General features: G+C 63.8%; 12 protein-coding genes. 1 reads left to right on the top strand and 11 read right to left on the bottom strand.

Features of this window, described 5'->3' with window-relative positions:
* Window positions 1-486: 486 nt before the first annotated feature.
* Window positions 487-1,989: an MFS transporter gene (locus tag OM977_RS17300; protein WP_264355119.1), complete on the top strand. Its 1,503-nt coding sequence runs from the start codon at window positions 487-489 to the stop codon at window positions 1,987-1,989.
* Between the two features lie 4 nt (window positions 1,990-1,993).
* On the opposite strand, the gene OM977_RS17305 is transcribed toward OM977_RS17300, so the two are convergent.
* From OM977_RS17305 to OM977_RS17355, 11 genes are all read right to left on the bottom strand, one after another.
* Window positions 1,994-3,400, bottom strand: coding sequence for an MmgE/PrpD family protein (locus tag OM977_RS17305; protein WP_264355120.1), 1,407 nt, complete (start codon window positions 3,398-3,400; stop codon window positions 1,994-1,996).
* A 27-nt stretch (window positions 3,401-3,427) separates the two neighbouring features.
* Window positions 3,428-4,321, bottom strand: coding sequence for a polysaccharide deacetylase family protein (locus OM977_RS17310; RefSeq protein WP_264355121.1), 894 nt, complete (start codon window positions 4,319-4,321; stop codon window positions 3,428-3,430).
* Window positions 4,318-5,160: a polysaccharide deacetylase family protein gene (locus OM977_RS17315; protein WP_264355122.1), complete on the bottom strand. Its 843-nt coding sequence runs from the start codon at window positions 5,158-5,160 to the stop codon at window positions 4,318-4,320. Before OM977_RS17315 ends, OM977_RS17310 begins: the two co-directional genes overlap by 4 nt.
* A gap of 11 nt (window positions 5,161-5,171) precedes the next feature.
* Window positions 5,172-6,047 carry an ABC transporter substrate-binding protein gene (locus OM977_RS17320; RefSeq protein ID WP_264355123.1) on the bottom strand — a complete coding sequence of 292 codons (876 nt, stop codon included), beginning with the start codon at window positions 6,045-6,047 and terminating at the stop codon, window positions 5,172-5,174.
* A 62-nt stretch (window positions 6,048-6,109) separates the two neighbouring features.
* A complete protein-coding gene (locus tag OM977_RS17325; RefSeq protein ID WP_270103044.1) occupies window positions 6,110-6,877 on the bottom strand; it encodes an amino acid ABC transporter ATP-binding protein in 768 nt (255 codons plus the stop codon).
* Window positions 6,874-7,794 carry an amino acid ABC transporter permease gene (locus tag OM977_RS17330; RefSeq protein WP_264355124.1) on the bottom strand — a complete coding sequence of 307 codons (921 nt, stop codon included), beginning with the start codon at window positions 7,792-7,794 and terminating at the stop codon, window positions 6,874-6,876. The genes OM977_RS17325 and OM977_RS17330 overlap by 4 nt, the downstream gene beginning before the upstream one ends.
* Before the next feature lie 65 nt (window positions 7,795-7,859).
* Window positions 7,860-9,302: an argininosuccinate lyase gene (argH, locus tag OM977_RS17335; protein WP_264355125.1), complete on the bottom strand. Its 1,443-nt coding sequence runs from the start codon at window positions 9,300-9,302 to the stop codon at window positions 7,860-7,862.
* Window positions 9,303-9,592: 290 nt separating this feature from the next.
* Window positions 9,593-10,669, bottom strand: coding sequence for a LacI family DNA-binding transcriptional regulator (locus tag OM977_RS17340; protein WP_264355126.1), 1,077 nt, complete (start codon window positions 10,667-10,669; stop codon window positions 9,593-9,595).
* An 84-nt stretch (window positions 10,670-10,753) separates the two neighbouring features.
* Window positions 10,754-11,641, bottom strand: a complete 888-nt coding sequence (locus tag OM977_RS17345; protein WP_264355127.1) for a CU044_5270 family protein — start codon at window positions 11,639-11,641, stop codon at window positions 10,754-10,756.
* 221 nt (window positions 11,642-11,862) lie between these two features.
* Window positions 11,863-12,390 carry an RNA polymerase sigma factor gene (locus OM977_RS17350; protein WP_264355128.1) on the bottom strand — a complete coding sequence of 176 codons (528 nt, stop codon included), beginning with the start codon at window positions 12,388-12,390 and terminating at the stop codon, window positions 11,863-11,865.
* A 158-nt stretch (window positions 12,391-12,548) separates the two neighbouring features.
* A complete protein-coding gene (locus tag OM977_RS17355; protein ID WP_264355129.1) occupies window positions 12,549-13,088 on the bottom strand; it encodes a hypothetical protein in 540 nt (179 codons plus the stop codon).
* Window positions 13,089-13,191: the final 103 nt, after the last annotated feature.

Raw genomic sequence — 13,191 nt, forward strand, 5'->3', positions numbered from 1 at the left:
TTGCGTCCCTGCGACCCTCGGAAGAGCAAAAATGAGTCCGCACCCTGTGTTGATGGTGCGGACTCACTTTTATTGCGTAACGGCCGAGCTGCTAGGAAACGCGGAAGCTCTGGCCCGGGGTGCAGGAGTGAAGGTAGGGATGGGAGGCCACCCAGGATTTCGATGTCCCGCTGTCATGCCAAATGATCTGGCCGGGGCGGGCGCAGTACGCAACCCCTCCTGCGACGCCGTGATATTCAGTCACGATAAAGCGGTTTGACCCCCAGGAGTTCCGCAACCCCGCAAACTGACGGTTCGACGGGAAGCTCGGCATGCTGTTCTGATACACAGGCGTCGACTGACCGGCAAAGGTGGTGTAGTACACGTACGAGGGGCCGCTACCCCTTCCCACGCTGTAGTAGGGGTCAGCGACCACAGCCGACGCCGGCGCCGCGGACACTGCAATGACGGTGTCCGCGCCCGTTGGTTGTCAGTACACTGGGACGCATGACCGAGCAGGAACCGGCCCCACCCGGAGCCGCTTTGGCTCCCGACGGCGGTGCGGGCCTCCCCGAGGACGTGTCCGTTGCTTTCGCGCCGGTCAAGGACAGCGACGCCCCGCACCTGGCCGATCCCGGCGCCGTCGACACGTCCTTGCGCAGTCCGGCACAGCGGTCCCGCACCTTCGCCGGAATCCTGGTGAACACCGCCCTCGCCAACATCACCACCAGCTACCTGTGGTTCGCCCTGACGTTCTGGGTGTACCTGGGGACGCGCAACGTGATCGCCACCGGGGTAGTCGGCGGCGCCTACATGCTGTTGATCGCCCTTTCCAGCATCAGCTTCGGCACTTTCGTGGACCGCTACCGCAAGCTGGCGGTGATGCGCTTCGCCGCCGGCTTCACCCTGGTGATGTTCGTGCTGTCCGGGGTCATGTTCCTGCTGACACCCGCCGCCTCGCTGCTGGACCTGACACAGCCGTGGTTCTGGGTCTTCACCTTGATCATCCTGATCGGCGCCGTAGTGGAGAACATGCGCAACATCGCCCTCTCCACCACAGTCACCATCCTCATTGAGCCGGATCGGCGGGCCAACGCCAACGGGCTGGTGGGCATGGTGCAGGGTCTGATGTTCATCGTCACCTCGGTGCTCTCCGGGCTGTCAGTCGGGCTGCTGGGCATGGGCTGGACGATCGTCGTCGCATTGGTGCTCACGGCACTGGCATTCGCGCACCTGCTCACGCTGCGCATGCCCGAGGAGGTGCGCGCAGCCGCCACCGACGCGCACGGCGGATTCGACCTGCGCGGCTCCCTAGCCGCCGTACTGGCCATTTCCGGACTCTTCGCGCTGATCCTGTTCTCTACATTCAACAACTTCATCGGTGGCGTCTACATGGCGCTGATGGATCCCTACGGCCTGGAGATGTTCCCCGTGGAGCTGTGGGGGACCTACTTCGCACTCGGCGCCACCGGGTTCGTCGTGGGCGGTGCGCTGATTGGCAAGTTCGGACTCGGGTCCAACCCGCTGCGCACAATGCTCCTTGCGGTGATCGTGATGGGGGTCCTCGGGGCAGTGTTCACGCTGCGGGAATGGGCCTGGCTGTACATCGCCGGCATCTGGCTCTACCTGGTCCTAGTGCCTTTCGTGGAGGCCGCCGAGCAGACGGTCATCCAACAGGTGGTGCCGCTGCATCGGCAGGGCCGGGTGTTCGGCTTCGCCATGGCGTTCGAGTCCGCGGCAGCGCCGATTACCGCGTTCCTCATCTCGCCTGTTGCCCAGTTCTGGATCATCCCCTACGCGCGGTCCCCCGAGGGCTCCGCGCAACTGGCGCCGCTGCTGGGCGAGGGGACCTCCCGCGGCATCGCCCTGGTGTTCCTGATCGCGGGGGTCATCATGATCGCGGCCGCACTGCTGGCCTTCCTGACCCCGGTCTATCGGCGGGTCTCGGCGTCGTACGCGCAGACGGCTGCACAGGAGGCGGGCTCGGCGAACACCGCCTCCTCGTCCTGACGGCTCAACGTATCGGCAGTGGCTCCTCGCTGGTCAGGACGAGGCTGTGGATTTGCCGGATGTCGGGGCAGGCTTCCAGCGTCATGATCTTGTGAGCAAGGAGTTCGGCCCTGTCTGTGCCCAGCCGGGTACCTGCGAGTTCGGAGAACTTGGCCAGGGTTTCGCCGTCGGAGAGCCGGTTGGTCACCGCACCCCGCGCCGCCACTGCTTGGCGGCGGTAAATCTTGCCGTTGGCGAGGATTTCCAGGTGCGGCTCTGCAGAGCCTCCGTGCTGCGAAGCGTCAACCTCTATATGGATGCGCTCCATCAGCGACAATATGGCCGGTTCCGTCCTGCCCTGGAGCGCGACGTCCTTGAGGCCTACGCCGTTCCGCAGCATGGCCGTGGCCAGGGCAAAAGGCATGCTTAGCTGTGCGGCCACCAGCGATGAGGTGTCGCGGCCGCCACACATGTCCAGAATGAGGGAGCTCGTGTGGACCGTGATGCGCTCTGTGCTCCCGGGGTCGAGCCCCTGCTCCTGCTTGAGGTGAAGCACTGCGTCGATGGCCGAATGTGTGCTCCGGCAGGATGCGTAGGGCTTGATGGAAGCGCGCTCCACCAGCCAGGTGTCACCCAGTCCTGCAAACAGCGCTGCCTCGTCGGCCACATTTCCGCCATAGAGGGACAGGAAACTGCCCCAGGGTGCGGAAAAGATGTCGCTTGGACCGGTAAAGCCCGCGCGGGCCAGCACGGCCGAGTTAAGTCCGGCCTCGGCTGCACGGCCGACGTGCAGGCGCTTGGACATCGACCCGTCGCTCATGAAGGCCCAGGTTCCGCCCGTGAACGATCCGGCCAGGCCGATCGCGGAGGTAAGTTGCTGCTGGTCCAGTTCCAGGATGGTTCCTGCGGCCATCGCCGCAGCAAAAGTTCCGCAGACGCCGGTGGAGTGCCAGCCGGCGTTGTTGACGCGGTCATACCCGCCGAGGGCGGTCTGCACCCGGCGTCCCAGCTCGTAGCCTGCGATGACCGCGAGCATGAGGCGTTCGCCGGACACGGGCGCCGTTGCAAGGGCGCAGGCGGCCAGAGCGGCTGGCAGGGCTACCGCACCGGAGTGATCGCAACCGCCTGAATCGTCGAGCTCGAAGGCGTGGGCCGCGACGCCGTTGACGAAGGCGGCCTGCAAGGGCGGGACGGATTTCGGCGTCCCCCACAGCGGTGCACCACCGCCCGCGGGTGCTTCACCATGGGCGGGGCCGAGCGCTGCCCTGCTGACGTCCGCCTCGATTGAGGCTGATCCGGCGATGCCCGCTCCCAGGGTGTCGAGGATGTGGAGCTTGACGCGGTGTTGGGCGGCCGCGGAGACATCGGTCAGGGTGAGCTTGGCGAAGAAGCTGGCGAACGATTGCGAGGCTGTCGCCTGGATGGTTTCCATAGGTGCCTATCTTGCTTTCGGTGTTTTTCAGGACGGGGCGGTCAGCCGGTGGAAAACTTCGGCGGGGTGATCCGGGTGGTTCGGCGTGTTCCGCCTGCTCCACCATTCCGCCACTTCCCCACCGGTGGCCTGCCAAACGTCCTCTTGGCCAGAGACATGGTCCATGAATGCCCGCAGGAGACCTATGCGGCCAGGCGTGGCGATGATTTCCGGGTGGACGGTGAGGACGAAACAGAGGCCCTCTTCCCGGTACGCCTCGAACTCCAGGATCCAGTTCCGCAGCACCTCCCGGGTGGAGGCGATCCGCGGGCTGCCCTTGGGGATGGGGGGATCCAGATTGAAGACGAAGTATGGGTAGTCGTCCAGTTCGTGATGGCGGCTCAGCTCTACGAGCCGGCATCCTTGTCCTGCGTGGAAGTGCGGGAGGTCGTCTCCGTGCCATGAGGATGACCAGGTGAACCCGGCGTCCGCCAGGCCGGCGGGCAGTCCACGGGCGTACGAACCCCGGCCTGCCCGGAACCCGGTGGGCGTCACGCCCAGCATGGCTTCGAACGCGTCCTGCGATTTCCCGACTGTTTCCAGCTGTTGATCCAGGCTCAGGACGGACAGGTTTTCCAGGGCCCACCCCATGTTGGCGAGCTCATGGCCCTGCGCGGCAACCGCTTCCATCTGCCTCGGGTACCGGGCAAGGTTGCTGGCCGGAACGAACCAGCTGGCACGGGTACCCGTGCGGCCCAGTTCGGCGAGCAGCCTGTCCACTCCCCTCGTGCCGCCGTACTGACCCACCGAAAGACTCTTGGCGCGGTCGCCGGCGTCGGGTGCTTCGGCCAGGATGGCCAGTTCCGCCTCAAATCCGACGGTCAGCACGAAGGCGCATTGCTTTCCGTGGGGCCAGCGGGGGGCTCCATTGTCGCGGCTCACTGCTCTTCTTTCCTGTTGTTGGTCCGCCACCACGTGCTGACCTCCTGGCACGTTGCGAACCAGACGGCGCCATCTTCCTGCATGTGGTCGATCCAACGGTCCAGAAGGACCGCACGGCCCGGTTTTCCTATCACCTTGGGATGGAAGATGGTGGTCAGGCACAGCCCTTCGCGGTGGTAGCCGTCAAATTCGCGCACCCAGTTGTCCAGCGTCAGCTCGTAGCTGGCGATCCGGTCACCGCCGGAGGGCCAGTCCGGATTGGTGGTGTAGGCCAGCGAGGCGTAGTCGTCCATGTCGGAGCGCGCAGGGATTTCCACGAGCCTTCCGCCGGGGTGGAAGTAGGGGCGGTCATCCCCGCGCATGGAGCTGGAGTATTCGAAGCCCCGTTCGGCCAGCAACGCCGGGGTTTCCGGCCGCCAGTCCCCGGACGGTGTACGGAAGCCCACGGCGGCGGCCCCCAGCGTGTTGCGGAAAATACGTTGGCTCGTGTCGATGACGTCCCCTTGCTGGTCTGCGGAGAGATCCCAGTACTTCTCGTGCTTGTAGCCGTGGTGGCCCACCTCGTGGCCGCGGTCGACGATGGTCCGGCACTTGTCGGGCCAGGTCTCCACCACCCAGGCGGGCGTGAAGAAGGTGGCGCGGACCTGGCGGCGGTCCAGCAGCGCCAGGATCCGGTCCAAGGCCCGCCATGGTCCGTACGCGCCTTGGGCAAAGTACTCAGGACGGTCCCAGATGGATCCTGTGAGCATCGCATCGCCGGTGGGACCGTCAAGGTCAAAAGCCAGGGCGACGGCGCTTTGCTTACCTTCCGGCCACGCCGTCGCCCTGGCTTCCGTCATTGATTCAGTGGTCAAGACTTGACGCCGTTGATCTCCGGCTTGGTGCTGCCGTAGCCCAGTCCGTGGCCGTCGAGGATTTTCTGGTAGTCACCGCTGGCAATGATTTTGTCGAAGGCGTCCTTGACGGCGTTCGCGAGCTGGGTGTCGCCCTTCTTCATCAGGACACCAAAAGGCTTGGCCGGAAGGGCGTCAAGGACGGGCTGGTACTTTCCGGGTTCCGTTTTCGCGAAGTAGGCGAGGTTTTCCGCGCCCTGGGCCGCCAGGTCTGCCCGGCCCTGGTCGATCTGCAGGCGCGCGGCGGCTCCCGAGTCGGTGGCCAGGATGCTGATCTCGGGCAGGCCTTGATCGGTGCAGACCGTCTTGCTGAGCGCCTTGACCTGCTCGAAGTAGTCTGTCTTGCCGCTCACTGCCAGGCTCTTTCCGCAGGCATCAGACTGCTTGGTGAACTCGCCGGCCCTGGCCCCGGATGTGTAAAGCCGGCCCTGGGACTTGAAGTAGTCCACAAAATCAACCGTCTTCTGCCGCTCCAGGGTGTCCGAGATGCCGGACATGACCAGGTCTACGCGGCCGGTCTGCACTGAGTTGATCAGCTGGTCGAAGGGCGATTCGACCACTTCGATTTTCACCCCCAGCACCTCGCCCAGCTTCTGCTGCAGTTCAATGTCCAGGCCGGCGAGTTTGTCGCCGTCGCGGTATTCCATGGGCGGAAAGTCGGGAGACAGCCCGATCCGGATGGATCCGGCGTCCTTGATGGCCTGGGGCAGGCCCGCGGTGTCCGTACTTGAGGAGGGCGTCGCGGTGCCGGTTCCGCCGACGCAGCCGGTGAGGCCAAGCGTGACGACGGCGGCGATTGCGCCGATGCGCGCGGTGGTGTTGAGGTGCTTCATGGGATGCTCCAGGATTCGTTGAGAGGGGTGAGGGGAGGGATGGCCGGGCTTGGGGACTAGAACTAGAAGACGCGGGAGAGGAAGGCCTGGGTCCGCTCGTGGCGGGGATTCCCAAGGACGTCCTGGGGCGTGCCGATTTCGACGATCTCGCCGTCGTGCATGAACGCCACACGGTCCGCGACTTCCTTGGCGAACCCGATTTCATGGGTGACAACGATCATGGTGAGGCCAGACCGGGCCAAGTCCTTCATGACATCGAGGACTTCGCCGACGAGCTCGGGGTCAAGGGCGGAGGTGGGCTCGTCGAAGAGGATGAGTTCCGGCTGCATGGCGAGAGCCCTGGCAATGGCCACGCGCTGTTGCTGGCCGCCGGAGAGCTGGCGGGGATAGGAGTCCTCGCGTCCTTCCAGACCCACGCGGGCAAGCATTTCGGAGGCTAGCCGCTTGGCTTCGGCGGGTTTCTCCTTTTTCACGAGCACGGGACCTTCAATGATGTTCTCAAGGACGGTCATGTGGGGAAACAGATTGAACCGCTGGAACACCATGCCGATGGAACGCCGCTGCCGGGCCGCTTCCTTGTCGGACAGCTCAAACAGACGGTTGCCGTCCTGCCGGTACCCTACGACTTTGTCACCGACCCAGATTCGTCCGTTGGACAGGGTTTCCAGGTGGTTGATGCAGCGCAGGAAGGTGCTTTTCCCGGAGCCGGACGCGCCGAGCAGGCAAACGACCTCGCCCCTGTTGACCTCAAGGTTGATCCCCTTCAGGACCTCATTCAGCCCAAAGCTTTTGTGGACATTCTCGGCACGGACCAATGCTGTAGCGTTCACGGGGTTGCCTTTCTGTAAGTGCCGAAAATCCGCGAGATGCGCTGGATCGGCGTCAGCGGGAGCTGCCGGCTCGAGGAGCCCTTGGCGAAGGACCGTTCCAGGTAGTACTGGCCGATGCTAAGGATCGACACCGCCCCGAGATACCAGATCGCACAGACGATGAGCAGCTCCATGATGCGGTTGTTGACGTAGTAGATGTGCTGGGCTTCGGAGAGGATCTCGCTGACTCCGATGGCCGAAGCGAGGGACGTTGTTTTCAGCATGCCAATTACTTCGTTCCCCACCGGAGGGATGATCACCCGCATCGCTTGCGGCAGCACGATCCGCCGCATGGCCTGCAGCCGGGTCATCCCCACCGCCTGCGCCGCCTCCGTCTGCCCTTCGTCCACGGACAGGATTCCGCCGCGGACCACCTCAGAGGTGTAGGCGCCCTGGTTCAGGCCAAGGCCGATGGAGGCCGCGACGAACGGCGAGAGGATGTCGATCATGCGGCCTTGGAAGACACCGGGAATCCCTACGACCGGAAAGATCAGCGCCAGGTTGAACCACATCAGCAGCTGCAGGTACACCGGGGTTCCGCGGAACACCCATATGTAGAGCCACGCCACCCCGGAGGTCACCGGATTCTTGGATAGCCGCATGACCGCTGTAACCACACCAAGGACCAGCCCGATCACCATGGCCACGACCGTCAGGACAATGGCGACGCCGATGCCTTGGATGAGGACGGGTACAGTCAGGTACTCGGTGACGGTAGGCCAATCGAGCTGGGCGCGGGAGAAGGACACTCCCAGCCAGACCAGGAAGACCACCACAAGTCCGGCGCTGATCCAGCGCGCAACGTGCCGGCGCGGCACGATCTTGAGGTCCAGCGTTGACGCGTCCTGCATTTTGCCTGACTCAGTTTGAGTATTCATTGGGTTTCCTGATCTGGGAGATATTGGTGCGGCCGGACCCAGCCGCTCAATGTCACGGCCGGCTCCTAGGAGGCCGCGGCGGCTTGCACCCGCAGGCCCTGGTAGTGCCCGGACCAGCTCAGCACCTGGTCCAGCCGGACGCGGAGACGCGTCAACTGCTCTTCGACGCGCGCCGGCGCCGTCCCGCCAAACCCGCTGTGGGCCTCCAGCGCCGCCTCGATAGTCAGGACTTCGCGGACAGCGGGAGTCAGGCGCGAATCCACTGAGGCCAGCTGGTCGTCCGTGAGGTCTCCGTAGTCCAGACCATGCGATTCGCAGTACTGCACCAGCGCGCCGGAAATGTCGTGCGCCTCACTGAAGGGAATGCCCTGCCGGGCAAGCCAGTCAGCCACTTCGGTGGCCAGGGTGAAACCTGCGGTGGACTGCCGGGTGACTTCCGCGACGTTGACTGTGAACGTGCGCACCAGCCCGCTGAGCGCGGGTAGTGCTACCTCCAGCGTTTCGACGGCGTCGATGACAGCGTTCTTGTCTTCGGCCAGGTCCCGGTTGTAGGCGAGCGGCAGGGACTTTACCGCTGCCATGAGACCCACGAGGTCCCCCAGGACGCGGCCTGCCTTGCCACGGGCTAGCTCCGCGATGTCCGGATTTTTCTTCTGCGGCATGATGGAGCTTCCGGTGCAGTATGCATCATCCATTCGGATCCACCGGAACTGCTGGGACGCCCAGGAGATGATCTCTTCACACAGGCGTGAAATGTCGATCAGGGTCAGGGAGCAGACAAATAGAAACTCAATGGCGGCGTCGCGGCTGCCAACGGCGTCGATAGAATTTTCGGCGCTGGTTTCGTAGCCTTGGTCCCGCGCTGCCACCTCCGGGTTCAGAGCAAACGTTGAGCCCGCAAGCGCCGCAGCGCCGAGCGGTGAAACGGCGGCCCTCTTATCCCAGTCCTGGAACCGGTGGAGGTCCCGCAACAGGGGCTGGGCGTGAGCCAGGAGCTGGTGGCCGAAAACCACTGGCTGGGCGGACTGCAGATGGGTGAAACCCGGCACCGGCGTGTGCAGGTGTTGCTCCGCCTGTCCCGCGAGGGCCTGGGCCAGTTCCACCACCAAGGCACTGAGAGTGCGGACCTTGTCCCTCATGTAGAGGCGGAGATCGTTGGCGGCCTGGTCGTTCCGGGACCGTCCTGCGCGGATTTTGCCACCGTCCGGGCCCATGCGTTCAATGAGAACGCGCTCCAGGAACGTGTGGACATCCTCGTCCTGCTCCTTGGGTTCAATCCCCCCTGCCGCGAAGTCGCGGCTGAGGTCGTCCAGGACGTTGATGAACTCCGTGAGTTCCGCGTCCGAGATCAGACCGGACCTGTTCAGCTCCCGGACGTGGGCGCGGGAACCGTGAAGGTCGTAGGGTGCCATCGCAAAGTACCGGGGGTCCGACCGGGAGAATCGGGAAAGCTCCGGGCTGGATGCGCCGGCAAACCGGCCGCCCCACAGTTTGGTTTGCGCTGTCATGGTTTGCTCCTCAAGGTGTGAAAGAAGTGACCGGAGTCACCTGCATGTAACCAAAGTATTCCCTGAGTAAACGTGAGTCAATGATTACGATGTAAATTGTTTGTTTCCGGGAGACTGGTATCAGTTCATTTATAAAGCGAAAGAGATACCGGTATCTGACTGGCGACGACGTTACGTCAGAGTGGGATGTGCGTCAACGACTTGCCCGCGCCTCACCTGAAAATGACGCGTCGACGGGCGCCATGTGGGCCAGCGCGTTGGAGGCCACCAATCGGCGGGACCGTGGGCTATTAGGCCGAATCTGCCAGCGGTTGGGCCGGTCGGAGGTCCGCCACTGAGGATCGTTCGATGAACTCGGTCGGCAGCAGGTGGTCCGTGCCTTCGGGCCCGGTGCCGGCGATGCGGTCCAACAGGACACCCGCCGCCCTCGCTCCCAAGTCGTAAGCGGGGATGGCGACTACCGACACACCCGGCGTGCTGACAGTCATCCAGTCGGCGTCGTCAAGGCAAACCAGCGATACATCTTCAGGGATCCTCAGTCCGGCCTCCCGGATGGCCTGGAACGCAGGCAGGGCCAGCCTGCTGTAGGACATGATGAGGACACTGGGCCGGTCTGGACGCTTCACCAGCTCCGACACCACGTCCCGCGTCTGCTGCGGGGACATGGCCCCGGTTATGAACTCGTACTCGACCCCAGTTTCGGCGGAGGCATCGCGGATGGCCCGAACCCGGTCTGCAATAGTGGAAATTGGCAGCGGATAGCCACGTTCCAGCTCCAGTGGCGTCTTTGTGGTGGCCGAGATGAAGGCGAGCTTCCGATGTCCACGGCTGGCAACGTATTCCACTACGCTCTTTGCGTCCGCGTAGCAGTCCGTGCCCACCCAGTCCGTCTGGATGTTGTCAGGTCTCCGGTCAAAAAGCACCAAAGGCCTCTTCATCTTCACAACATCCAGCAGATGGGAAGAATCGCTTCGGGACGTCGAGGCTACAACCAGCCCGTCAACGCGCTTGGCCAGGAAGACCTCCACTGCATCTCGCTCGGCCTCCAGATTCTCGTCGGTGTTAGCCAGGATCACGTCAAAGCCAGACTTCTTGGCCGCATCCGTAATCCCCCGGACGGCACGCGCGAAGTGTGGATTCTCAATGTCGCTAATGACCACACCAATGGTGTGGGACCGCCCGGAACTCACACTGCGGGCCAACGCATTGCCACGGTAACCCAACGTCTCCGCTGCCGCCTCCACCATCGCCGCAAGGTCCTGGCGGACGGAGCCATATCCCCCCAGGGCGCGGGCAGCTGTGGCCCGCGAGACACCCGCGAGCCTCGCCACATCGGCCAGGCGGGGATTTGTATAATTTGGCTCCATAAGCAAAACCTACAACATTTGGCAATACTCCATAACCAATGAGTCCACCCGAGACACCGGTTTCCCGAATTCCGCGCGGCCGGCTTAGGGCGCGGAGTCCACCACCGACGTCCGCACGGACGTCCACGACACCACAGTTCCGGCAGGGGCATCCGGGTAATCCCGCTGCAGGACCGCCCGTTCCCCAATCACCAGCCCCGACGTGGGATCAATGATGATCTCCTGCCGGGATCCTCCATCCGGCGACGGGATGCCGATGGCGATGCCCGTCCGTTCGTCGACTGTTGCCTGCTTGTCCACAACTGTGACGCCGGTGATGAGAGCGGCGGCCTTGTACAGGGCAGCACGCATATCGGCCGTGATGACACCGCTCCGCAGGCCATCCGCGATCGTCACGAATGCTTCAATTTCGGGGGACTTCCCGGAATCCTTCGTCCGCTCGTAGATGATGTCCAGCAGAGCCCGCGGATCTCCTGGCAGACTGCTGGCTTCCTTGAGGGGCGTGCCCCTAATGACTGTTTGCTCGTTCCCGTAGAAAGCGCCCCTTGGGGCGCGCAGAATGCCCACCAGCGGGGGCTGGCCTTCCGGCGGTCGTGATGCTGCCTGCAGTTTCCGTATCTGGGCGGCGGCGGCCTTGGCGGCTTCACTGGAGGACTCAAGGGGGACGCGGTCTTCGCGGTTCCAGACCCACTCCCCTTCCCTGTCCGCGGGCACGTAGACCTGGCCACCGGTTTTCTCCAGCCAGGACAACTGGCTTCCATCGGCGCCTACTGCGCTTGAGCCGTAGACGGACGCCGTGTCGATCTTCAGATACTGGTCGGGCCCCACCACCGGGTCGGAGGTCCGGATGGCTGCCCCGGCTGCTTTGTTCAGGACCTCTGCGGCTTCGGCAGTTGCTCCCGGACGGTCGGGCAGGATGACATCGGCCGCCACGATGACGCCCACGAGGAACGCTGCAGCCGCCGAGGCCATCACGATCCTGCGCCGTATGCGGATGGGGCTGGTCCTGAATGAGGTGCCCGGCCGGGTGATTGCGCTGAGATGGGAAACGGAACCGATCCCGGACTCAGCGTCTGAATTAAGGAATGAAAGCGATCTGGCCCGGCTCCTGGCCAATTCAGATTCACTGACGGAGTGCCCGGGATCGGCAGATGCAAGCTGGTATTCGATGCTACCTGGCACGTTACTTTTGGTCATCGTTCTGCTCCCTCTGGCTGTGCATCTGTACGTAGGAGACGGCTAAGTGCTTTGCGTGCCCGGTGCAGCCGCATCCTGACTGCCGTGGCGCTCGTGTTGAGCAGGTCCGAAACCTCATTGGAGCTAAAGCCGTCCCAGTAGGTCAGGAGCAGTACTTCGCGGTCCTCGGGGCCGAGTTGACTCAATGCATCTCGGATCGGGGATTCATCGTCGGAGCTATCGTGGTTACGCTCGAGGCGAAGAGCACCCAGGAGACTGGCGGACCGGACAGCTGACCGGTCATGGTTCCGGAGCACGTTCTTCGCTATCCCGAAGAGAACCATGACCGAAAGGCTCTCGTTGTGCGCTGTCTTCTCCCACGTGATCCTGAAGACTTCGGCACACAGATCTTCAGCGGTAGCGGCGTTTTCCGTTCGACGGCGGAAATAGCGGTAGATGCGGTCGTGGCCGGCGGCATGGGTGGCCAAGAAGCGTTTCTCCCTGTCCAAGTCCCCTCGTTCCGTCCCGACGGTTTGTAAGCTCATGCCCTGTTAATGTCCGGCAGCCCACAAAGTGTAACCAAGCGCCTCAAATTGGATCTGGTGCCAACTGATCGTTCGCTTCCAACACGCCGACAAAAAATCCCCCGGGGCTTTCCCGGGGAATTCTTCGGACCACATTTGACGATGACGTCGCAGCGGGGCTAACGGCCGCCGCCGATCACCCCCTGTTCGACGGCCTTCGTGACGCCGTCGGCCTCGGCCTGAGTCAGAGTTGCATCTGCCACAGCCGGGTCCAGCTTGGTCTTCAGGGTGGCCGCGCGCTCCGCCTGTCCTTCGGCGCGGATCTCTGTGAGAGCGGCAGTGACCTTGGATTCCTCCACACCCAGGGCGGCAGCCAGGGAGGTGGCCAGAGCAGCGTCCCTGGCGGCGCGGTCCGACTCGCCATCAGCGGCTTCCGTGGTGGGCTTGTTGGCATCCCGGAAGGTCTGGAGTGGTGCGGTCACCTTTGCTTCGTCAACGCCGAGCTTCGCTGCCAAATCGGCAGCGAGCTGGCCACGATCCCCGCCGCGCCCGTGCTTGCCGGTGGCGTCAACAGATGTGTCGCTGGCAGCAGAGGAACTGGCGCTGGGCGTGGGGGTTGGCGTGGTGGTCGCCGAAGCCATCCCCGTGACTCCCAGGCCAAGTCCGAGTGCCAGTGCCGCAGCCGAGACGCCGAGCGTGATTTTCTTCTTGCGTGACAATGTATGGTCTCCCTAATCCGGCCGTAGCAAACGGCCCCGTGTAGTGCCGGCTACCTTTCCCCGGCTTCACTCACCACGATGCCCGGGAAATATTAGGAATGGC

Origin of the sequence: Pseudarthrobacter sp. MM222 (assembly GCF_947090775.1) — a bacterium.
Classification (GTDB): Bacteria; Actinomycetota; Actinomycetes; order Actinomycetales; family Micrococcaceae; genus Arthrobacter.

What these genes read in the sequence shown, in the direction of transcription:
- OM977_RS17300 (WP_264355119.1), top strand. Translation starts at nt 487, where the DNA reads ATGACCGAGCAGGAACCGGCCCCACCCGGAGCCGCTTTGGCTCCCGAC.
- OM977_RS17330 (WP_264355124.1), bottom strand. Translation starts at nt 7,794, where the DNA reads ATGAATACTCAAACTGAGTCAGGCAAAATGCAGGACGCGTCAACGCTG.
- OM977_RS17305 (WP_264355120.1), bottom strand. Translation starts at nt 3,400, where the DNA reads ATGGAAACCATCCAGGCGACAGCCTCGCAATCGTTCGCCAGCTTCTTC.
- argH (WP_264355125.1), bottom strand. Translation starts at nt 9,302, where the DNA reads ATGACAGCGCAAACCAAACTGTGGGGCGGCCGGTTTGCCGGCGCATCC.
- OM977_RS17340 (WP_264355126.1), bottom strand. Translation starts at nt 10,669, where the DNA reads ATGGAGCCAAATTATACAAATCCCCGCCTGGCCGATGTGGCGAGGCTC.
- OM977_RS17350 (WP_264355128.1), bottom strand. Translation starts at nt 12,390, where the DNA reads ATGAGCTTACAAACCGTCGGGACGGAACGAGGGGACTTGGACAGGGAG.
- OM977_RS17345 (WP_264355127.1), bottom strand. Translation starts at nt 11,641, where the DNA reads ATGGCCTCGGCGGCTGCAGCGTTCCTCGTGGGCGTCATCGTGGCGGCC.
- OM977_RS17320 (WP_264355123.1), bottom strand. Translation starts at nt 6,047, where the DNA reads ATGAAGCACCTCAACACCACCGCGCGCATCGGCGCAATCGCCGCCGTC.
- OM977_RS17315 (WP_264355122.1), bottom strand. Translation starts at nt 5,160, where the DNA reads ATGACGGAAGCCAGGGCGACGGCGTGGCCGGAAGGTAAGCAAAGCGCC.